18 protein-coding genes are annotated in these 21,942 nt (G+C 71.9%); 14 read left to right on the top strand and 4 right to left on the bottom strand.

Features of this window, described 5'->3' with window-relative positions; translation table 11 throughout:
* The first annotated feature begins 3 nt into the window (after positions 1-3).
* The 10 genes from OG811_RS18815 (at position 4) to OG811_RS18770 (ending at position 13,906) form a co-directional block, all read left to right on the top strand.
* Positions 4-1,152, top strand: coding sequence for an exonuclease SbcCD subunit D (locus OG811_RS18815; protein WP_406067500.1), 1,149 nt, complete (start codon positions 4-6; stop codon positions 1,150-1,152).
* Positions 1,152-3,626, top strand: a complete 2,475-nt coding sequence (locus OG811_RS18810) for an AAA family ATPase (protein WP_406067499.1) — start codon at positions 1,152-1,154, stop codon at positions 3,624-3,626. The genes OG811_RS18815 and OG811_RS18810 overlap by 1 nt, the downstream gene beginning before the upstream one ends.
* A complete protein-coding gene (locus OG811_RS18805) occupies positions 3,623-4,582 on the top strand; it encodes a hypothetical protein (protein ID WP_406067497.1) in 960 nt (319 codons plus the stop codon). Before OG811_RS18810 ends, OG811_RS18805 begins: the two co-directional genes overlap by 4 nt.
* Before the next feature lie 18 nt (positions 4,583-4,600).
* A complete protein-coding gene (locus OG811_RS18800; RefSeq protein ID WP_406067495.1) occupies positions 4,601-5,458 on the top strand; it encodes a spermidine synthase in 858 nt (285 codons plus the stop codon).
* Between the two features lie 128 nt (positions 5,459-5,586).
* Positions 5,587-6,279 carry a sigma-70 family RNA polymerase sigma factor gene (locus OG811_RS18795; RefSeq protein WP_406067493.1) on the top strand — a complete coding sequence of 231 codons (693 nt, stop codon included), beginning with the start codon at positions 5,587-5,589 and terminating at the stop codon, positions 6,277-6,279.
* Entirely contained in the window at positions 6,276-7,058 is a 783-nt protein-coding gene (locus OG811_RS18790; RefSeq protein WP_406067491.1) for an anti-sigma factor family protein, read from the top strand. The genes OG811_RS18795 and OG811_RS18790 overlap by 4 nt, the downstream gene beginning before the upstream one ends.
* Before the next feature lie 203 nt (positions 7,059-7,261).
* Positions 7,262-7,909: a hypothetical protein gene (locus tag OG811_RS18785; RefSeq protein ID WP_406067490.1), complete on the top strand. Its 648-nt coding sequence runs from the start codon at positions 7,262-7,264 to the stop codon at positions 7,907-7,909.
* Positions 7,910-8,307: 398 nt separating this feature from the next.
* Positions 8,308-10,089, top strand: coding sequence for a stealth family protein (locus tag OG811_RS18780; protein ID WP_406067488.1), 1,782 nt, complete (start codon positions 8,308-8,310; stop codon positions 10,087-10,089).
* Positions 10,086-11,072, top strand: a complete 987-nt coding sequence (locus OG811_RS18775) for a hypothetical protein (protein ID WP_406067487.1) — start codon at positions 10,086-10,088, stop codon at positions 11,070-11,072. The genes OG811_RS18780 and OG811_RS18775 overlap by 4 nt, the downstream gene beginning before the upstream one ends.
* Positions 11,069-13,906, top strand: a complete 2,838-nt coding sequence (locus OG811_RS18770) for a Stealth CR1 domain-containing protein (RefSeq protein ID WP_406067486.1) — start codon at positions 11,069-11,071, stop codon at positions 13,904-13,906. Before OG811_RS18775 ends, OG811_RS18770 begins: the two co-directional genes overlap by 4 nt.
* 21 nt (positions 13,907-13,927) lie before the next feature.
* On the opposite strand, the gene OG811_RS18765 is transcribed toward OG811_RS18770, so the two are convergent.
* Positions 13,928-15,838, bottom strand: coding sequence for a stealth family protein (locus OG811_RS18765; protein ID WP_406067485.1), 1,911 nt, complete (start codon positions 15,836-15,838; stop codon positions 13,928-13,930).
* A 429-nt stretch (positions 15,839-16,267) separates the two neighbouring features.
* Between OG811_RS18765 and OG811_RS18760 the strand changes: the two genes are divergently transcribed.
* Positions 16,268-17,188: a DNA-3-methyladenine glycosylase family protein gene (locus tag OG811_RS18760; RefSeq protein WP_406067484.1), complete on the top strand. Its 921-nt coding sequence runs from the start codon at positions 16,268-16,270 to the stop codon at positions 17,186-17,188.
* Positions 17,189-17,202: 14 nt separating this feature from the next.
* On the opposite strand, the gene OG811_RS18755 is transcribed toward OG811_RS18760, so the two are convergent.
* Positions 17,203-17,706, bottom strand: a complete 504-nt coding sequence (locus OG811_RS18755; protein WP_406067483.1) for a DUF1990 family protein — start codon at positions 17,704-17,706, stop codon at positions 17,203-17,205.
* 96 nt (positions 17,707-17,802) lie between these two features.
* On the opposite strand from OG811_RS18755, the gene OG811_RS18750 reads away from it, so the two are divergent.
* Positions 17,803-18,297: a GNAT family N-acetyltransferase gene (locus tag OG811_RS18750; protein WP_406067481.1), complete on the top strand. Its 495-nt coding sequence runs from the start codon at positions 17,803-17,805 to the stop codon at positions 18,295-18,297.
* Here OG811_RS18750 and OG811_RS18745 read toward each other — a convergent pair.
* Both OG811_RS18745 and OG811_RS18740 read right to left on the bottom strand, forming a co-directional pair.
* The gene (locus OG811_RS18745) at positions 18,272-18,694 is read right to left on the bottom strand and encodes an SRPBCC family protein (RefSeq protein WP_406067479.1); all 423 of its coding nucleotides are present in this window, start codon (positions 18,692-18,694) and stop codon (positions 18,272-18,274) included. The genes OG811_RS18750 and OG811_RS18745 overlap by 26 nt on opposite strands.
* A 130-nt stretch (positions 18,695-18,824) precedes the next feature.
* On the bottom strand, positions 18,825-19,037 hold the full coding sequence (locus OG811_RS18740; RefSeq protein ID WP_099851492.1) for a hypothetical protein: 213 nt from the start codon (positions 19,035-19,037) through the stop codon (positions 18,825-18,827).
* A gap of 135 nt (positions 19,038-19,172) precedes the next feature.
* Between OG811_RS18740 and OG811_RS18735 the strand changes: the two genes are divergently transcribed.
* Positions 19,173-20,288, top strand: coding sequence for an ATP-dependent DNA ligase (locus tag OG811_RS18735; RefSeq protein WP_406067477.1), 1,116 nt, complete (start codon positions 19,173-19,175; stop codon positions 20,286-20,288).
* A gap of 58 nt (positions 20,289-20,346) precedes the next feature.
* Complete coding sequence (locus tag OG811_RS18730) at positions 20,347-21,918, top strand: alpha/beta hydrolase (protein ID WP_406075798.1); 1,572 nt, start codon at positions 20,347-20,349, stop codon at positions 21,916-21,918.
* The last annotated feature ends 24 nt before the right edge of the window (positions 21,919-21,942 follow it).

Below are 21,942 nucleotides of genomic sequence, written 5' to 3'. Positions count from 1 at the left end.
GCCATGAAGATCCTGCACACCTCCGACTGGCACGTGGGCAAGGTGCTCAAGGGGCAGTCCCGGGCCGAGGAGCACAAGGCCGTCCTGGCCGGGGTGATCGACATCGCCCGCGCCGAAGAGCCGGATCTGGTGATCGTCGCCGGCGACCTCTACGACACCGCCGCGCCCACCTCGGAGGCGACCCGCCTGGTCACCCGGGCGTTGACCGCGCTGCGACGCACCGGCGCGGATGTGGTCGCGATCGGCGGCAACCACGACAACGGCCCGGCGCTGGACGCGCTGCGGCCGTGGGCTGATGCCGCCGGCATCACCTTGCGCGGCGGGGTGCGGGAAAATCCGGACGAGCACGTGATCGATGGCACCACCGCCGGCGGTGAGCGGTGGCAGCTGGCCGCGTTGCCGTTCCTGTCGCAGCGGTACGCGGTGCGCGCGCTGGAGATGTACGAGCTGACCGCCGCGGAGACCAACCAGACGTACGCCGACCACCTGGGCCGGGTGCTGGGGCGGCTGACCGAGGGTTTCACCGAACCGGACCGGGTGCACCTGGTCACCGCGCACCTGACGGTGACCGGCGCGGCCACCGGCGGCGGCGAGCGCGACGCGCACACGGTGCTGGGCTACGCCGTCCCGGCCACCGTCTTCCCGGCCACCGCGCACTATGTGGCGCTGGGCCACCTGCACCGGGCGCAGCGGGTCATCGGCCCCTGCCCGGTGCGCTACAGCGGCAGCCCGCTCGCGGTCGACTTCGGTGAGCAGGAAAACGTCCCCTCGGTGACGCTGGTCGAGGTGACCGCCAGCACCGCCGCCCGGGTGCGCGAGGTGCCGGTGACCGCGGCGAGCGCGCTGCGGACGGTGCGCGGCACCCTGGCCCAGCTCGCCGAGATCGAGGCGCCGGACGCCTGGCTGCGGGTGTACGTGCGGGAGCAACCTCGCGCCGGCCTGCGCGAGGAGATCCAGGAGCTGCTCCCCCGGGCGCTGGAGATCCGGATCGACCCGGAGCTGCTGGCCGCATCCGGCAGCGGCGCCCGCATCGCGCAACGCTCGGGGCGTTCGCCCCGGGAGTTGTTCGCCGACTACCTCGACAGCCGGGGCCATGCCGACGAGGGCGTCCGGGAGCTCTTCGACGAGCTCTTCGAGGAGGTCGAACACTGATGCGTCCGATGCGGTTGGACATGGCCGGGTTCACGGTCTTCCGGGACGAGACCACCGTCGATTTCACCGACGCTGACTTCTTCGCGCTGATCGGTCCGACCGGTTCGGGTAAGTCCACCGTGCTGGACGCCATCTGCTTCGCCCTCTATGGCATGGTGCCCCGCTGGGGTGGCGCCCGAGGGTTGGCGAACGCGCTCGCGCCGTCGGCGACCGAGGCCCGGGTGCGGTTGGTCTTCGAGTCCGGCGGGGCCCGCTACGTGGCCACCCGGGTGGTACGCCGGGACGGCCGGGGCAACGTGAAGACCGCGAACGCCGGGTTGCAGCTGATGCCGGCCGGCTTCGACGTGACCAAACTGGACACCGGGTTGAGCCCGGACGACCTCGGCGAGGTGGTGGCCGGCACTCCCGCCGAGATGGAGCAGGCGGTGCTGGAGGCGGTCGGGCTGCCGTACGAGCAGTTCACCAGCTGTGTGGTGCTGCCGCAGGGGCAGTTCGCCGACTTCCTGCACGCCAAGCCGGCGACGCGGCAGCAGATCCTGGTCAACCTGCTCGGCCTCGGTGTCTACGAGGACGTGCAGAAGCGGGCGACCGCACGCGCCGCGCAGGCGGACGCCCGACTCGACGCGGTCGATCAGCTGCTCGCCGGGCTGACCGGCGTGGACGACGAGGCGCTGGCCGAGGCCGACGCCCGGGTCGACCGGATGGTCGAGCTGGCGGCCGCGGTGACCGTCGCGGTGCCGGAGCTGGCGAAGGCCCGGGCCACCGCGCGGGAGGCGGCGGTGGCGCTGACGGCCCTCGACGACGAGCTGACCGTGTTGACCGGGGTGCGCGCGCCGGGCGGGGTGGCCGAGGTGGCCCGCGCGATCACCGCGGCCCGGGCCGAGGCCGAGGCGGCGGCGGCCGGAGTGTCGCTGGCCGAGGAGCGGGAGGAGAAGCTGCGCGGTGAGCTGGCTGGCGCCGGCGACGAGAGCGCGGTGCGACTGCTGCTGCGGGCGTACGACGATCGGGACCGGCTGTCCGGCGAGGCCGACACGGTCCGCGCGACGGTGAGTGCGGCGAACGACGAGCACGCCGCGGCGGTGGTCGCGCTGGGCGCCGCCCGTGCGAACGCCGAGCGGGCCGACACCGAGCTGGAGGCGGCCTTCCGGGCACACGAGGAGGCGAAGGCCACCGACCTGGCGGTCAGCCTGCGGGTGCACCTGCAGGCCGGCGCGGCCTGCCCGGTCTGCGAACAGCCGGTGGCCGAGGTGCCGGCGGTGCCGGCCGATTCGGCGGTGGCCGCCGCCACGGCGGCCGGCAAGGCGGCGCGGGCCGCGACCAAGGCCGCGCAGGCGACCGTGCAGCAGCGGGACGCGGCGGCGCGTGACCTGGAGCGGCTGCTGGTGCAGGCGCGGGCCCGGCAGGAGCAGTTGGAAGCCCGACTCGCCGAGCTTGATGGGCAGCTCGCTGGCGTGGCCGAGCCGGCCGTCCTGCGCCGGGAGTTGGCCGAGCACGCCCGGTTGCGGCGCGCACTGGAGGAGGCGGCGACCGCGGTCCGGGCCGGCCGCGAGACCGCTCGCCAGGCCCGGGCCGGGGTGGACGCCGCCGAGGAGCGGCTGCGGGCGACGTGGCGGGCCTTCGACACCTCCCGCGACGGGCTGGCCCGGTTCGGCCCACCCGCGACCGATCGGGACGACGTGGCTGCCGCGTGGGCCGCGCTGACCGGCTGGGCGACGACCGAGGCGGATCGCCGGCGTGCCGACCGGGCCGGCCGAGCCGTCGCCGTTGCCGAGGCCGAGTCGGTGGCCGACGCGGTGCAGCGGGATATCACCGGTTTGTTCGCTGTCGCCGACGTACCGGTCGGTGACGACCCGGTGCACGCCGCGACGGTGGCGGTGGAGCGGGCCGACGCCGACCGGCGGCGGTTGCGGGAGCGCCGCGAGCAGGCCGGGACGCTACGCGAGCAGCGCGCGGGCCACGAGCGGGAGGCGCAGGTGGCGCGGGCGCTCGCCGGGCACCTGCGGGCCAACAACTTCGAGCGGTGGTTGCTGGCCGAGGCGTTGGACCTGCTGGTCGACGGCGCGTCGGGGATCCTGCGGGAGCTCTCCTCCGGCCAGTACGAGCTGGTGCACGACAAGGGCGAGTTCTTCGTGGTCGACCACCACGACGCGGGGCTGCGCCGGGGCGTACGCACCCTTTCCGGGGGTGAGACGTTCCAGGCGTCGCTGGCGCTGGCGTTGGCGCTCTCGGAGCAGTTGGCCGGGATGTCGACCACGGCGGCGAGCCTGGAGTCGATCGTCCTGGACGAGGGCTTCGGCACGCTCGACGCGGCCACCCTGGACACGGTGGCCGCCACGCTGGAAAACCTGGCCGCCCGGGGCGACCGGATGGTCGGCGTGGTCACGCATGTGCCGGCGTTGGCCGAGCGGATCCCGGTCCGCTTCGAGGTGCGCAAGGATGCCCGGTCGGCGCGGGTCGAACGGACCGGCCGGTGAGCGACGCCACGTTCTTCGTCGACTCGTGGGATCCGGCGTACGGGGCGTCGTTCGAGGCGTCCGCCGCCGGGCCGGCCGCGCCGAGCAGCGCGCAGGTCGACGCGGACGTGGAGTTGCCCGCCGTGGACTGGCGGGCGATCGGGGTACGCCCGGGGGTGCGGGCGCCCGACGTGGTGCTGATGGTCGACGGGGTTCGCCGGATCGACGCGAGCATCTGGACGGCCGAGACCGACGGCGGGTCGTTCCCCGGGTTGGCCGCCTCGTACGCGGCCGGGGTGGTGCGGTGCGACCTGGGTCGGGGTGCGGCGCAGCTGGCCGGCACCCGGGTTGGCCGGGGGTTGTTCACGGCGAGCCCGTCGGCGCAGGACGTGGTGGCGGGCCAGATCCGTTACCCGGTGCACCGGGTGGGTGGCACCGGTGAGCTGGCGAAGCTGCCGGCCGCCGTGCAGGGCCCGCTGACCGCGCTGGAGGTGGCGGTGTCCGACGCCGCCCGGGTCGACGATGACCTGCTGGTGGTGGACGGCCCGTTGCGCAGTCGCCGGCAGTTGCCGCGCACACTCGGGTACATCAAGACCCAGCACAGCCAGTACCTCGATGCTCGGCTGACCGCGGTGGTGACCGGTCTGGCGTCGGGCGAGCGCTCGCCGGTGTTCCGGCTCGGCACCGCCTGGGGTGGCTGGTCGTGGTATTTACGGCTGCCGGTGGCGATCGGCGCGCCGTGGGCGGGCATCGTCCGGGTGGAGTGCTCGGCCGACCTGCCCGTCGAGGCGGCGATCGAGCTGGCCGACCTGTCGCTGGTCACCCTGCCCCGCTTCGCCTCCACCCCGTACAAGGATCCGCGGGCCCCACAGAATCTGATCCCGATCGCCGGCCTGGAGCGCCGACTGCGTGCTCTGCTCGGCGATTCCCGGCTGCTGCACCGCGCGTTGACCGCTGCGGCCCGCGCCGCCCGCTGAACGCGGATACTGGTTGCGATGGGACGCAAACGGGCGGGTGACCGGGTGGTCGAGCAGGTGGACACCGGGCAGGCCGAGCTCGTTCCGGACCCGGACCGGGCCGGTTCGTGGACGCTGCTGCTGGACGGCGCCCCGCAGTCGCACGTCGACCTGACCGACCCCACCCACCTGGAATTCGAGTACGTGCGGCGGCTGGCCGCCGCGGTGGACCTGATCGCACCGGCTGGTGAGCCGCTGCGGGTGCTGCATCTGGGCGGCGGTGCCCTGACCCTGCCCCGGTACGTGTCCGCCACCCGGCCCGGTTCGACCCAGCGGGTGTCCGAGGTGGACGGTGCTCTGGTGGAGCTGGTCCGTCGAGCGTTGCCGTGGCCGTCCGACGTCCGGCTGCGGGTCCGTGTCCAGGACGCGCGGGCCGTGCTGGCCTCCTCCCGGGACGCCAGCTACGACGTGGTGGTCGCCGACGTGTTCGCCGGTGCCCGCACCCCGGCCCACCTCACGTCGGTGGAGTATGTGGCCGAGGTGGCCCGGGTGCTCCGCCCCGCGGGCTGGTATCTGGCGAATGTGGCCGACGGACCGCCGTTGCGGCACGCCCGTGGGCAGGTCGCCACGGTCCGCGCGGTGTTGCCGCAGGCTTGTCTTGTGGGGGACGCGGCGGTGCTGCGGGGTCGCCGGTACGGAAATCTGGTGCTGGTCGCCGGACGGGCCACACCGCCGGTGCCCGAGCTGAGCCGGCGCGCAGCCGGCGACTGGTTCCCCGGCCGGGTGGTGGCCGGCGACGAGCTGGACCGCTTCGCCAGCGGCGCGCAGGTGGTCCGGGATGCCGACGCCACCGGCTCCGATCCCCCACCGCCGGGCCTGTTCTCCGTACGCCGCTGACCGTCCACCGGGGACAGCGGCGCGCAAACTTTTTTCGCCGTTTGTTGATCCGTTCGGGGCGGTGCTGCGTACCACCGGGCGGCCCGCCTCGTGGGCTGACGTTGGTAACGGACACCCCGGAGGTCTGCATGCATGCGGTGGCGGCCGGTTGGCATGGCGACGCGGTCCGCCCGGACTGGTTGTCGGCGCGGCCCTCGTCGCGGCCGACTTCGTCTGCCCGGGGGGTCGACGCGCGCGCGTCGTCTCGCCAGAATGGTCCGGTGACGCCGCGACCGGCGCCCGGGCGCCATCAGGCGACGTCAACCGAGGCGAGCCACTCCGACCAACTGATCCGGTTGCTCTATGCCGAGCACGCCGGTCCGTTGCTGATGTTCGTCATGCGCCTTACCGGGGGGGACCGGCAGCGCGCGGAGGACATCGTCCAGGAGACGCTGCTGCGGGCCTGGCGCAACGCGCACCGCCTGGGCACACAGGGGCAGGGTTCGTTGCGGCCGTGGCTGGTCACGGTGGCCCGCCGGATCGCCATCGACGAGCACCGCAGCCAGGAGGCCCGGCCGCCGGAGACGTACGACCGGGACCTGACCGCGTTCGCCGAGGCGGACAGCACCGACCGGGTGCTGCGCACCATGACGGTGGCGGACGCGCTGCGTACGCTCAGCCAGTCGCACCGGGAAATCCTGATCTCGACGTATTTCCGGGGGCGGACGGTGCCGGAGGCCGCCGAGGAGTTGGGGCTGCCGCTTGGCACCGCCAAGTCGAGGGTCTACTACGCGCTGCGCGCGCTGCGCACGGCTCTGCAGGAGCGGGGGGTGACAGAATGAGCCGGCCGGACCACATGGACGTCGCGGCGTACGCGCTCGGCGTGCTCGACGAGCAGGACACTGAGCGGTTCGAGGAGCATCTCGCCACCTGTTGGGCGTGTGCGGCCGAGTTGGAGACGATGGTGCCGGTGGTCGGGCTGCTGTCCGACATCGACGGCGAGACGATGATGGCGCTGGAGCAGACCGCGACCGACCCGGCGCTGCTGGACCGGACGCTGGGTGCGGTCCGGGCCGACCGGCGGCGTACCCGGTTTCGTCAGATGCTCGCGACCGCCGCCGCGGTGGTGGTCCTCGGCGGTCTGACCGGGTATGGCTTCGTCAGCGTGACCGGCAACGATCCGCCGCCGGGGGTGCTCGCCGATTCGACGCCGAGCGCACCGAACGACCCGGCGACGGGCGGGCCGACGGCTCCGCCGAGCGGCCCGGGCGTCGGCGGCACCGAGGAGGAGGGCGACCAGGTCGAGGCCACCGACCCGACCACCGGTGTGCAGACCACCATGTTCCTGGTGAAACGGGAGTATGGCACGCGCATCAATTTCAGTCTGCGGAAGCTGCCCGGCCCACGCACCTGCCGGCTGGTGGTGGTGCGAAAGAACGCCAGCACCGAGGTCATCTCGACCTGGTCGGTGCCGAGTAGTGGCTATGGCACCAACAACCGACCGCAGGGCCTTGAGTTGAGTGCCTCGACGTCTGCTCTGGTGGATGACATCAAGCAGCTCCAGGTGCAGTCGGTGGATGCCAACGGTGTGGCGAGCCCGCTGGTCACGGTGCCCCTGTAGGCTCTCGTACCGCATCGGCGCCGGTCATTGCCACAATGACCGGTGCCGATCTGTCGTTACGGGAGGCACCCCGTGCGCGGGCGTACGCATGGCCGCCCGGATCGGTTCAATCAACAGAAGTGAAATTGACCACTGTTACTACTTCAACCTTGACAGCCCGCCCGCCGTACCTATGGGTGAACTGTCAAGAATGAGGAGGGCACGTGGCAAAGATGAAGCGGACCGTCATCGTCGCGAGCGCGATGGTCGCACTAACGGCCTGCGCTCCCGCAGGTTACGACGGGGCGAACTCGAGCGCGGTTGAGCCGGTCGCCGTCGCCGCGGCCGAGCCCACCGCGACGGTTGAACCCGAGGCCTCGGCGTCCGCGGAGGCGCCGGCCGCCGACGCGCCGCCCGCGAACGTCGACCTGACCGAGAAGTTGGTCGGCAAGAGCGTCGCCCGGATGGGCAAGGTGGTCACCGACCAGGACGGCTGGATCCTGTACCGCTTCGACAAGGACACCGCCGACCCGCCCTCGTCGAACTGCGTCGACAAGTGCGCCGACGTGTGGCCTCCGGCGCTGACCGACGGCAACCCGGAGCTCAAGGGCGTCTCCGACGACAAGGTCAGCAGCGTGACCCGCCAGGACGGCACCCGTCAGCTCACCATCGCCGGCTGGCCGGTGTACCGCTACATCGGTGACAAGAAGCCCGGCCAGTGGAAGGGCCAGGCTGTTGGCGGCACCTGGTTCGTGGTCCAGCCGGACGGCAAGAAGAACCTCAGCTGCCTGCCCACCTCCACGCCGAAGGCGGTCGCACCGCCGGCGGACAGCGGCTCGAACGACGCCGGGAGCTCGGGCTACTCGTACTGAGCCCGTTCGCCACGAGGACACGGTGGTCGGTCGTCGCCAGGGAGGGCGCGGCCGGCCGCCGTCGTGTCCAGGAACGTCGTGAACCATAAATGCACGATTTGCCCGATGTGATCCGAACGGACAGTTACCCCGAGGTGAGGAGAGGGTGTCCGGGCGGAGATCACACTGGTACCTTTCCGCTGCGCGACCGGCGTGGCTCAGCCGGCCGCCCGTGCGGCATGCCCGCACCGGCGATGGGACGACGTCGACCTCTCAGCGGTTGACAACTGGGAACGGGGGCACGGGGTGCGAAGCAGGGTGATCGCTGCCCTTCCGCGGTCGGTACGGAGTGGCCCGGCCGGCCCGTGCCACCGGATCGCGGGTAGCGCGCGGACGCGTCGGAACGGCGGTCGAGGATGATGCTGCGTCCCCACCGTGTGGTGCCGAAGGCGTACCGGGAGCGACTCATCCAGCTTGTGCCGCCGGAGCGGCAGCTCTGGCTCGTCCGTCGGCTGACCCGCGTCGCCGTCCGCCGGTCCCGGTCCGCGCCCGGTGAGGTGCGACAGGTCCGGGATGTCGACGGCAACCGGGTGGATGCTCGGGTCGTCGAGGAGGCGACGCCGCTGGCCCTCCGGCAGCGCAACCTCGACCTGGTGACCCGGGCGCTCGACGAGGCCGGGATCGACGGTTTCCACGTGCGTCACGCCGACGACCTGCGCAGCGCCATCGCCGTGTCGCACAAGCACAGGGCGAAGGTGCTCAAGGTGCTCGGCCGGGCCACGTCGACCGACGGGATCACCCTGCGCCTCGTCAACCCCGGCCGCCGCGAGGCCAGCGCCAACGACCCCGACGCGATCGCACAGGTCTTCCATGCGGTCACCGATCCCTTCGGGCACACCGTCCTCGGCAGCGCTTACGCCTGTGAGGTCGAATTCTGGAGCACGGTTTCGCCCCAGGAGAAGCCCGAGACGGCTCTCGTCGCCCCGCGCGGAAACCAGGTCGCGGCGGCCGTGCCGGAGACGGGCGAGACGATCCGCGTCCCGGCGTCCCAGCTCAGCCGCTTCGTGCCGGCCGGCGGGCCGGCCACCTACCGCACCCGGGCCGAATTCGCTGGCCTCGGCCACGAGCACGTCACCTTCCCCATCGACGTCGTCTACACCTGGGTGGACGGTGACGACAGCGACTGGCAGGCCCGGAAGAACGCGGCCCTGCGCGAGCACGGTCAGGCCGAAATCAATCTGGTCGGCGCGCACGCCTCCCGCTACGCCAGCCGCGACGAGCTGCGGTATTCACTGCGCTCCGTGGTGTCGTTCGCGCCGTGGGTCCGGCAGATCTATCTGGTGACCGACGACCAGGTCCCGCCGTGGCTGGACGTCGAGCACCCGATGGTGCGGGTGGTGCGCCACCGCGAGATCTTCGGTGACACCGGCCTGCTTCCGACCTTCAACTCGCACGCCATCGAGTCCCGGCTGCACCGCATCCCGGGCCTCAGCGAGCACTTCATCTACGTCAACGACGACATGTTCTTCGGGCGCCCGCTGCTCCCGACCACGTTCTTCCACGCCAACGGCATCGCGAAGTTCTTTCCGTCGCCGGCCCAGTTGGACGTCGGCCCGGCGACCGTCTACGACGCACCGGTGACGGCGGCCGGCAAGAACAATCGCCGGCACATCGAGGAACGGTTCGGGCGCACCATCACGCAGAAGATGCGGCACGTCCCGTACTCGCTGCGCAGGAGCGTCCTGGAGGACATCGAGCGCCACCTGCCGGCCGAGGTGGTGGGCACCGCCGCGCATCAGTTCCGCCACCCGAACGATCTCTCGATCCCGTCCTCGTTGCAGCACTACTGGTCGTTCTTCTCCGGCCTGGCGGTGCCCGGGTCGATCCGGTACACGTACGCCGACCTGGCCCACCCGTCCACCCCGGTGAAGCTGGCCAATCTGCTGACCCGGCGGCACTGCGACGTGTTCTGCCTCAACGACACCGACTCGGGCGAGGTCCTCCTCTCCGAGCAGATCGCCATGCTGACCGACTTCCTTTCGGCGTACCTTCCGTTCCGGGCGCCGTTCGAGCTTCCGGCCGAGGTCGAAGCGGAGCGGGCGAGGATGACGGCGACGCAGCGGGCGGCGAAGTACCTCCCCGAGGCCCCCGCGCCGGGCGGCGTCGACACGGCGTTCAACCGACCCGGGTGGGTCCGGTGACCCCGCCCAACCGGTCGACACAGCCCCGCCTGTTGCAGGCGATGTACGGTGCCCGCCGCCGCGCCGGTCTGGTCACCGACCGGCTCGTCGAGCGGGTCACCCGACTACGGCACGATCCGGTAGCCGGCCTACCTACGGCCGACTGCGACTTCTTCGCCGTGCTCGACGGGCGCACGCTGCACGTGCACGCGGTGCTGCCAGCCGGCACCGAACCGGCAGACCAGGCTGAGATCTTCTTCGTTCACGACGACGACACGCTCCGCTGCCCGGCCACGGTCCGCTGGGAGCACGATCGGCTCGCCGTGGAGGTGATGGCTCGTCTCGGTGACGCCGCCGACGAGATTCCGCTGAGCAAGGGCACCTGGTCGCTGGGGCTCGCGGTGGACGCGGGCACCGCAGGTGAACGTCACTTCTCCCTGACGGTCGACGAGACCCCGGAACGAGACGGACCGACCGTGGGCAACCCGCCGCACCCGGTGTCCGGGTGGCTGTACCAGCCAGGGCTCAGCGGAGACGGGCTCGCGCAGCTCACGGTCAGAGGGGCGCGCGCCCGGGCCGAGGTGGTCCAGCTCGCGACCGGCCACACCGAGGCTCGGATCCGGGCCCGGTTCGTCGGCGTACGGCCGCAGGACGCTCCGGCGGTGATCTTCACGCCGCGGGGCGACGGCGCCGACGTCGTCGTGCCCATCGCACCGGTCGACGACGGCTTCGAGTTCGTGGTACCCCTCGCCGACCTGGCACTGGGCCAGCCGGGTGAGGAGGTCATCTGGGAAGCGTGGGTGCGGATCTCCGCCACCCGCGTGGTCCGGCTCGGCCGGTTCCTGCACGACCTTGCCGACCCGCGTACGGTCCTCCGCGTCAGCCGGGCCGTCCTGCCTCTCGACGGCGACGAGTTCGCTGGTTACCGCCCGTACTACACCCCAGCCGGCAATCTGGCGGTGGCCTGCCTCCGCTTCACACGTTTCACGGGGACACCGAGTTGAAGATCACATTCCTCCTGCTGACCGCCGACGCCATGGGCGGCACGGAACGCGCCATCCTCACCCAGGCCGATCATCTCGCGCGGCGTCACGAGGTCGAGGTGATCAGCGTCTACCGCACGAGCGACGAGAGCTTCTTCCAGGCCGACGAGCGGGTACGGATGCGCTACCTCGTCGACCTGACCGGCCCAACGCCGCGACCGACCCGACCGTCGCGCGTCAGCGACGAGACGTACGAGACGCTGTACCGCAGCCGGAGCCTGTTGATGCCGGCTCGTTGGGAGAAGCAGGGCAGCCGCCTGGCTGACCTGGAAATCGACCGGGCACTGCGGTCGCTCGAGACCGACGTGCTCGTCTCCTCCTCGCCGGCGCTGATGGCCATGGCCGTCACGCTGGCACCGCCGTCCGTGGTCACCGTGCACCAGGAGCACCGGCCGTCGCAGTTGCGGGGCGGGACCGGCGAGCCGCTGTTCCAGTTCGCGCCTCGACTGGACGCGCTGGTGGTGCTGACCGATCGCACCCGGGACTGGTTCGTCGACACCTTCGCGGCGTCCGGTCCGCGGATCGAGGTCATCCCGAACAGCATCCCCGATGGCTTCCGGCCCCGGTCCAGCCTCCGCAACCCGGTGGTGAGTGTGGCGGGTCGGATGGTGTCGGAGAAGCGCATCGACCACGCCATCCGCGCCTTCCGCACGGTCGCCGACAACTATCCGGACTGGACGCTGCGGGTCTTCGGCGACGGCCCGCTGCTCGGGGAGATGCGCGGTCTCGCCGCCGACCTCGGTCTGAGCGACAACGTGCAGGTGCTCGGGCCGACCAGCCGGATGGTCGAGGAGTGGTCGAAGACCAGCATCGCGTTGCTCTCCTCGCGCGACGGCGAGGCGCTCCCGCTGGTGCTGCTGGAAGCGTTCGCGGCCGGCGTCCCCGCGGTTGCGTACGACATCGTGACCGGTCCAGCCGAGATCATCACCCACGGCGAGAACGGGTTCCTGGTCAACTCCGGCGACGTGGACGGTCTGGCCGAGGCGATGATGAGACTCATCGCGGATGAGCGGCTGCGGCAGGACTTCGGGGCCAGCGCGCTGCGCGCCGCCGAGGACTACCGCATCGGGCCGATCATGCGGCGCTGGGAGGAACTCTTCGCGGAACTCATCGCGGCGCGCGATGACAACGGAGCGGCCGGCACCGACCGGCTCGCCGCGTGGATCGGACGCACCGGCGGATCCGGCTTCGCTCCCGCGGCCTCCCGCGCCGGCCAGATCACCAGCGGGCCCGACGTGGCGACCATCGAGGCGCGTATCCAGGAGACGGTCGCGGGGCTGGTCCGCTGCGGCGGTCGCTTGAGCATCGTTCGGGACGACATGACACCCGCCGATGTCGCGTACGCCAACTTCGCGACGGTGACCAATCTCCTTGAACGGCGCAACATCCCGTACTGGGTGGCACGCGACCACGGCGTGCGGCATCGGGTGGTGGTCGCCCCGGAGCTTCGCAGCGCGGTCATCGACGTTCTCGCGGAGGAGTTCGCCGCCGCACCCGTCTACGCCGAGACCCTCGCCCAGCGTGCCAGGGTCACGGCCGTGACCCTGGCAGCGTGCCTGACCACCGAGAGCCGGGCCGCCGAGGCCGCCGGTCTGCGGGTGTTCCAGCCGGTGGTGTCGTCGTCACGGAGCCTCCGTTACGGTCCCGCATTCGGCTGCGACGTGGAGTTCTGGAATCTGTCGCCGGACGAGTCCACACTGGTCGCCACCCGCGCCACCCTGCTCGGCTCCAGCGTCCCGCTGGCGGCCGTGACGCCGGCCACGCTGACCGTGCGGGGGCGGCAGTTCCCCACCATCGAGCCCTTCAACCACCGGCTGATGTCCGACCTGGACTTCCCGATCGACGTCGTCTACACCTGGGTGGACGGGGACGACCCACAGTGGCGCGCGGCCAAGGACCGGGTCCTCGCGGAGCTGGGCCGGGAGCCGCTCGCAGCGGCGGACGGGTCGGCCCGTTTCCGGGACCGGGACGAGCTGCGGTACTCGGTGCGCTCCATCGACATGTACGCCCCCTGGGTGCGCAACATCTACGTGGTGACGGCTGGGCAGACCCCGACCTGGCTCGACACCGACCATCCTCGGATCCACGTCGTGGATCACCGCGAGCTGTTCGGGGGGCGCGGCACCCTGCCGACGTTCAACTCACACGCCATCGAGTCGCAACTGCACCACATCGACGGCCTCGCAGAGCACTTCATCTACTTCAACGACGACTTCTTCCTGGGCCGCCCGGTCCGGCCGACGATGTTCTTCGATCCGACCGGACTGGCGAAGTTCTTCTTCTCGCCGACGCCGATTCCCATGCTCGACGTCGACGCTGAGGACGACTTCAACTTCAGCGCCGCGAAGAACAACCGCCAGCTGATCCGGAACGCGTTCGGTCGTACGCTGACCCATGGCCTGCTGCACGCGCCGTACGCGATGACCCGCCGCGTCGGAATGGACCTGGATCGCCAGTTCGCCGACGAGGTGAAGCTCACGGCCGCGTCCCAGCTGCGGTCCCACTCCGACGTCTCGGTCGCGTCCTCGTTGCACCACTACGTCGGCTACCTCACCGGGCGGTCCGTGCCGGGAAGCATCCGGATGAGCTACGTCAACACCGGCGAGCCTTCGGAGCACCCGCAGCTGACTCAGATCATGACGACCCGGAGCTACGACACGTTCTGCCTCAACGACACTCACCACGGTCTGCTCGACGCCGAGGAGCAGAGCCGGATCGTCATGACCTTCCTCGAGAGCTACTTCCCCGTGGCCAGTCAGTTCGAGCGGGCCAGCATCCGCAACCGGGCCCGCTGAGCGGAGCCTCGACACCGACCCCTAACGCGGCGGAAGGTCCGGTCTCGGGCGGCGCGCCTCCGTCTGGTGGTCGACCGGTCGACCGGCAGCGATGCGGCCCGAGGGCAGAGTGGGCGCGTCCAGCCGGGGACCGACCCGGGGTTTGTGCACCACCGCGTCCGCGTGCCTGCCGACCCGGAGCGCGGGGGTCGTCGGCGCGTCCAGTTGCCTGCCGCGCCGGTCGGCACCGCGAGCCTGTCGCCACCGGTCGGTGGCCCCGAGTTTCCGGCGTTCGGTAATCACGTCGTCGGGCAGCTCGAACGGGGCCGGGAAGGGCAGATAGCGCGGCAGGAAGTCGGCCAGCATGCTCTCCTGCTCCTCGAACACGTTCGGGTCCGAGTCGGTGTCGTTGAGGCAGAAGACGTCGCGGTGCCGTCGAGCAAGCAACTCGGCGAGGCGAGCGGGCGTCGAGGGATGACCGAGGTCGGCGTACTCGTACTCGATGTCGCCCGGGACCGCCTGTGCCGTCAGGTACGCCCAGTACTGGTGCAGCGACGACGGGATCGAGAGGTCACCGTGGTGGCGGAAGCGGTGCTGCGCGGTGGCCGTCACGTCCGCCTGCAGGGTGACCTCGATCTGCCGCATGATGCTGCGCCGGAGTGCGAACGGAGTGTGCTTCATCTTCTGGGTGATCGTGACGCCGAATTGCCGCTGGATGTGCCGGCGGTTGTTCTTGCCGGCAGCCTTCACCGGCGGGTCGCTCGGCTTCGCCTCGCCCAGCCCGAACTGCGCCGGTGACAGGAAGAACTTCGCGATCCCGTTGGCGTGGAAGAAGTGCGTCGGCAGCAGTGGCCGCCCCAGGAAGACGTCGTCGTTGAGGTAGAGGAAGTGCTCTGCCAGACCATCGATGCGATGCAGCCGGGACTCGATGGCGTGGGAATTGAACGACGACTGACCGCCGAGGTCGGCGAAGAGTTCGGCGTGCGACACGACGGTGACCATCGGGTGGCCCGGGTCGAGCCAGTTGGGCAACTGACTGTCGGTGATCAGGAAGATCCGGCGTAGCCACGGCGCGAAGCTGTGCAGCGAGCGCATCGAGTATCGCAGCTCGTCCCGGTTGTGGTAACGCGACGTGTTCGCGGCGATCGCGTGCAGCGGACCATCGGGGGTACCGAGCGCGGCCATCTTCCGCCGCAACCACTCCGGGTCCGAACCGTCCACCCAGGTGTAGACGGCGTCGATCGGAAAACCCACCCGGTCCGGGGCACGAACGGTGAGATCGCGTCGGGTGCGGTACGTGTGGTCGTCGGCCTCCGGCACGAAGTGGCTGAGCAGCGCGGCGGCGACCCGGACCGGCTCCGCCTCGGTGGGCGCCTCGTCGATCACCGCGTTGTGCCGAGGTGCGCGGACCACGTCGTGGTGTCGCGTCCAGAACTCGACCTCGCAGGCGAACTGCGCGCCGAGGACCACTCCCGCCCGGGCGTCGGTCACCGGGAACCAGATCTGGAACACCTCGGCCGGCGCTGCCTCCGGCTGATCCCGGGTCGGCAGCACCTCGACGGTCCGGACGTGCGCGCCCTCGAGCGCGGGTGCCGAACGCATCAGCCGGGTTACGGCGGCACGGTGGTCGTCGAGAACCGCGATCGAACTGCGGAGGTAGTCGTCATTGCGCAGGCAGTGGTAGTCGATGCCGGCTGACTCCAGCACGCTCGTGACGGCCGTCAGGTTGCGGTGCCACAGCTCCAACGGCGTGGCCGCGGCGACGACCTCGGCGCGGATACGGACGCCGCCATCGGACACCGTCACCCGAGCACCCAGCGCGTGGACGGTGGCGCTACCGCCCGGTCGGGAGAGGGTACGCACGACCGCCATCCGCCGGTGCGCGGGAAGCAGGTTGACCAGTCGGCGCCGGAGGGGTGGGGGCAGCGCGCGGTAGATCCGTAGGGCGATCATGCGGCAGGCCGTTCTGACCGGACATTCACTCGCGCAGCCAACACTGCATGCCTCTCCACAGCTCCCCGTGACGCTGCGCGACGAGCCGGGCATGGCTGAGGCGCACGCTGCGACTGCCGCGGATCCCCGATCACCACCCAGCCCCGGGCCCGGCCCTGCCCGTTCCGGACGGTTGCGGCCACCGCAGGTGAGCCCGAGGCAGCATGTTCACCTACTGGCCATCAAACAACCACACGATCGGTACCCGGCCCACCGGCAATCGTTACATATAACGGTCTTGCACCATTTAGCCCGTTTAATTCTGGCCGTTCGGTGGGCACGAATGCGGCACAAAGGTCGACAGAAGGTGTCTTCACGCTGCTGCCGGATCCGGCAGCGCGCCGGTATACCGGCCTCCGGCTCCGCCTCGACGCCTGGCACAGTGGCCTGGTGACCACAACCGAGCCCGCCGCGACCCGGGTGCTGCACCCGCCGGTCGGTTACCGGCTGGCCGCTTCGGTCCGCGCGCTCACCTTCAGCCCGTACGACCCGTGCGCGCGCGTCGCCGCCGGCACCTTCTGGTGGGCCACCCGCACCCCGGACGGACCGGCCACTCTCGCGCTACGGCCCGCCGGGGGCGAGTTGCTCGCCGAGGGTTACGGGCCGGGCGCCGAACATGTCCTGGCCCGCGCCGACGCGATCGCCGGGCTGCGCGACGACCTGACCGGTTTCGCCGAGCTGGCGGGGGCGCACCCGCTGGTCGCCCGGCTGGCCCGGGAGCACCGGGGGCTGCGGATGCCCTCGACCGGGCAGGTCTTCCCCCGGCTGCTGCGCGCGGTCTTCGAGCAGAAGGTCACCGGCAAGGAGGCGTACCGGGCCTACGCGGCGACCGTGCGGCACTTCCGGGAGCCGGCGCCCGGCCCGTTGCAGCCGCTGCTCCTGCCGCCCGAGGCCGCCGCGGTGGCCGCCACTCCGTACTGGGTGTTCCACCCGTTCGGGGTGGAGCAGCGCCGGGCCGACACGCTGCGTCGCGCCGCAGCGCTCGCCGACCGCCTGGAACGCAGCGCCGACGCCACCGAGGCCACCCGCCGGCTGACCGCGATCCCCGGCATCGGGCCGTGGACGGCCGCCGAGGTGGTCCGGATCGCGTACGGGGACCCGGACGCGGTCAGCGTCGGCGACTACCACATCCCGAACACGGTGGCCTGGGCGCTCGCGGGTGAGCCGAGGGGCGACGACGCCCGGATGTTGGCCCTGCTGGAGCCGTTCCGGGGCCACCGGGGCCGGGTCTGCCTGCTGCTGGAGGCCGCCGGCCTCCAAGCGCCGAAGTACGGCCCGCGCGCCCCGATCCGCTCGTTCGCCCGCTTCTGACCACTGCGCGGAGGTCAGCGGCCCGCGCAGAGCCGGCGCAGGGTGCGGCCGAGCCACCACGCGTACGAGTGCTGCACGACCCGGACCACCGGGCCCCCGGCGCGGGTGAACCAGCGGTCCGGCAGGCTGAACGCGCGCACCTCGAACCAAACCGCGCCGGCGTCGTCGCGGACGACCTCGAACGCCTCCTCGCCCCGCTCCGGGTGCCCGGCCAGGGTGCCGTAGCCGAAGCCGGCGAGCGTGGGCGAATCCGCACTCCAGACCACCTGGCACGGCCCCCAGAGGCGCGCCGGGCCGACGCCGAGACCGGCGGTCACCGACACACCGTCGGTGGCTCGCGGGGCGTCGGTACGCATCCGGACGCCGGCGGCGCGGTGCAGCCGCCAGCTCAGCACCGCCTCGGCCGCGGTCTCGAAGCAGCCGTCCGGCAACGGATACCGGTGGCGCAGGTGGTGGTACCCGCCGGGCAGCGGCCCGTGCCGGGTCGACCCCACCTCCGGGTACGTCAGCTCGGCCACCGCTCCCCCTCGACCTCGACCGGACACCGGCAGGGTACGGGCCGGCGCGGCCGGGCCGCCCGTCGGTGGCGACGGCAGCTGTGGTGTGCTGCCCCGATGAGCGTCGAGGCGAGCATCGTCCCGGCCGGTGTCGCGGACGCCGGCGAGATCCTCACCGTGCAGTGGGCCGCGTACCTGAGCGAGGCGCAGCACTACAGCGATCCGTTCCTGCCACCGTTGACCGAGACACTGGACGAGGTCGCGGCCGTGCTGGCCGGCCCGACCATCGTGCTCGCCGCCCGGTTGGGGCACCGGCTGGTCGGCTCGGTGCGGGCTCACCTGGACGGTGACATCGCACACGTCGGGCGCCTCTCGGTCGCCCCGGACCAGCAGGGGCGGGGCGTCGGGGCGCGGCTGCTCGCCGCGATCGAGGAGGCCTGCTCCGGCCGGGTGGCCCGGTTCACCCTCTTCACCGGCGCGGGCAGCGCGCGCAACCTACAGCTGTACCAGCGGCACGGCTACCGGATCGTGGCGCACCGGCCCGACCCGAACGGCAACCCGTTGGCCGTGCTGGAGAAGTCGGCCGTCAGCCCTGCTCGCAGCGACGCCTGAGCCCGTCGGCTTCCATCCGCACGTAGCGGCGCAGCAGCCCGCCGTACAGCCAGCCGATCAGGCCGGCCAGCGGCCCGGACTGACTCACGGCCAGCTCGACCCGGGTACGCCCGTCGGGCAGCGGCAGCAGCCGGTGCTCCGCCGTGGTCCGCACACCGGGGGTGTCGGAGACCCAGACGAACTCGCGCTGCCCGGTCAGCTCGGTGACCCGCCACACCGCCGGCCGTAGCTTCGGCTGGGTCAACCGGGCAGTCGCGCCGACGCTGAGGGAGCCCGGCTCCCCCCGCTCGGCCCGGGACACCGAGGCCGTCCACTCCGGCCAGCGCTGCACGTCGACCAGCACCGCCCACACCTGCTCGACGTCGGCAGCGATCTCCGTAGCGGCTTCGAACCGCATCGCGTCCCCTTCCCGGCGACGCCGTCCGGCGCCCGCCACGCATGCAGACGAGGCTGCCGGGTGGATCGTGATGCCGGCATCCGCCGGTTGGCCGATCATCAGCCGGGCCGCGGCCCGCCGGCGAGCGGGATCAGGCGGCTTCGCGCAGGTCGGCCAGGCTCAATGGGGTACGCCGACGCAGCAGCTCCTCCAGCTCGGGCACCGAGCCGACCTCGCCGAGCACGTTCCGGCCGCCGCCGAACCGCTCCGGGTAGCGGCGGGTCAGCCGGTAGCGGTAGCGGCCCCGGATCAGCTCGACGCTCACCCGCCACCGCCCGCAGCAGTCACAGACCCACTCGGACACCTGGCGAAAGTAGCTCTGACCTGCGGTTATCCGATTCGCCCGGTTGGGACGAGCGGCGCGCGGACGGACACGCCGCCCCGCCGCCCACGGTGATCTGCCTCACGACTGTCGGCACCGTCTGGTTGACTTGTCGCCGTGGACCTGCCGATCAACCCGCCGGTCGAGCCGATGCTGGCCAAGAGCGTTCCCAAGTTGCCCACCACGCCCGGCGTGACCTACGAACCCAAGTGGGACGGGTTCCGGTGCATCGTGTTCCGCGACGGCGACGAGGTCGAGCTGGCCAGCCGGGGCGGCAAGTCGATGACCCGCTACTTCCCCGAGGTGGTCGAGCAGGCCCGCCGGCAGCTGCCCGAGCGGTGCGCGGTCGACGGTGAGTTGATCGTCATCCGGCGCGACGGGCCGAGCGGCCAGCCCCGGTTGGATTTCGAGCTGCTGGCCCAGCGCATCCACCCGGCCGCGTCCCGGGTGAAGATGCTGGCCGAGACCACACCGGCCGACTTCGTCGCGTTCGACCTGCTGGCCATCGGCGACGAGGCGCTGCTCGACCAGCCCTACCCGCGTCGCCGGGAGCGGTTGGTCGAGGCGCTGGCCGGGGTGCGCCCGCCGGTGCACGTCACCCAGGTCACCACCGATCCGGACACCGCGCGCCGGTGGTTCGACGTCTTCGAGGGCGCCGGGTTGGACGGCCTGATCGTCAAGCCGGCCGACCTGCCGTACGAGCCGGGCAAGCGGCTGATGTTCAAGGTCAAGCACGCCCGTACCGCGGACGCGGTGGTCGCCGGCTTCCGCTGGCACAAGTCCGGCCCGGTGGTGGGTTCGCTGCTGCTCGGCCTGTACGACGACGCCGGGGTCCTGCACCACGTGGGGGTGAGCGCGTCCTTCAGCATGGCCCGCCGCGCCGAATTGCTCGACGAGCTGGCGCCCTACCGGGACATCGACGGCGAGCACCCGTGGGTGCATGGCGATCACGAGCGCGGCCAACGTATCCCGGGCGGGGTGAGCCGGTGGACCGGCACGAAGAACCTGGAGTGGGAGCCGGTGCGCCCGGAACTGGTGGTCGAGGTGGGCTACGACGCGATGGAGGGCGAACGGTTCCGGCACACCGCCCAGTTCGTCCGTTGGCGCCCGGACCGTGATCCCCGATCCTGCCGCTACGACCAGCTCGACCGCCCGATCCGCTTCGATGTGGACCAGGTGCTGCGCGGCGATCCGGCGGCCACCGTGGACCGGGCCGCCGCCGGCTCCGCGTAGCCTGGCCGTCGACCCGACCTCGGAGGACCACGTGACCCGCACCGCCGACCAGCCTCGGATGGCGACCAGTCGCCGGGTCCGTCGCACTCTGGCCGCCTTCGCCGTGGCCGCGCTGCTCACCGCCGGTTGCACGCTGCCGGCCTTCGCGCCGCGCACCGAGGTGGAGGGTGCGGCAGCGCCAACCGGCAGCTCGCCGACCTGGCGGCCCTGCCCGGAGGTGCCCGACGATCTGGTCGGGCGCGGCGCACCGGGCATGCGCTACGAGTGCACCCGGATCGCGGTGCCCCGCGACTGGGGCACCGGCAGCGGGGCGAGCACCGGCCCGGGCGCCGGGGAGACCTTCGAGATCGCCCTGCTGCGTGCCCGGTCCACCAAGCAACGGGACCGGGTCGGCTCGCTGGTGATCAACCCGGGCGGCCCCGGCGGCTCCGGCGTCGACACGGCCGTCTACCTCTCCTTCGGCACCCAGTTCGGTGGGCTGCCCACTTCGATCACCGAGCGTTTCGACATCGTTGGCTTCGACCCGCGGGGGGTCGCCCGGTCCAGCCCGGTGAAGTGCATCTCCGACGCCGACCTGGACGCCAGCTTCGGCTTCGACCCGGACCCGGCGAGCCAGTCGGCATTCGACGGCTTCGTCGGCCTGAGCCAGCGGATCGGGCGCGGCTGCGGCGACCGCTACGGCGACCAGTTGCCGCTGTACGGCACCGAACAGGCCGCCCGCGACATGGACGCGGTACGCGCCGCCGTTGGCGACGACAAGCTCACCTACCTGGGCTACTCGTACGGCACCCTGCTCGGTGCCACGTACGCCCAGCTCTACCCGCAGCGGGTGCGGGCGCTGGTGCTCGACGGCGCGGTCGACCCGCAGCAGCGGCTGGTGGAGGGTTCGGAGAGCCAGGCCCGCGGCTTCGAGCGGGCCTTCACCAACTTCACCCGCTGGTGCGCGGCGAACGCCGGCCGCTGCCCGATCGCCCCGGACGCCCGCGCCGCGGTCACCTCGGCCATCGACAAGGCCAAGGTCTCCCCGGTCCGCGGCGCCGACGGGCGGGAGGCCACCGCCGGCTGGGTGTTCTACGCGGTCATCTCGTCGCTCTACACGGAATCCGGTTGGCAGGAGCTGGCCCAGGCGATCGACAAGCTGGCCGAGGGCGACCCGAAGGACGTGTTCCGGCTCGCCGACGCGTACGCCGGCCGGGAGGACAACGGGCACTACTCGAACCTGTTCGACGCCAACCTGGCCATCAACTGCGCCGACGAGACGGAGAAACCGAGCCGGCAGCAGATCCGGCAGTTGCAGTCCGAGTGGCGCGGGAAATACCCGCTGTTCGGGCCGGCGTTGGCGGTCGGCATGCTGAGCTGCGTCGAATGGCCGGGCGGGCGTGACCCCTACCCGACCGGGAAGGCGAACGGCGCACCGCCGATCGTGGTGGTCGGCACCACCGGCGACCCGGCGACGCCGTACGAGCAGACCCCGCGCCTCGCTTCGATGCTGGGCGTCGGTCGGGTGCTCACCTGGGAGGGCGAGGGCCACACCGCCTACCCGCAGACCTCCTGCATCACCAACGCGGTCGACGCCTACCTGCTCGACCTGACCGTCCCCAGTGAGGGAAAGCGCTGCCCGGCCCGCTAGCCTTCCCGCGCGCCGGTCAGATCG

The sequence above is a fragment of the Micromonospora sp. NBC_01638 genome (assembly GCF_045209745.1).
Taxonomy (GTDB): domain Bacteria; phylum Actinomycetota; class Actinomycetes; order Mycobacteriales; family Micromonosporaceae; genus Micromonospora.
This window is presented reverse-complemented; position numbering and strand designations above follow the sequence as displayed.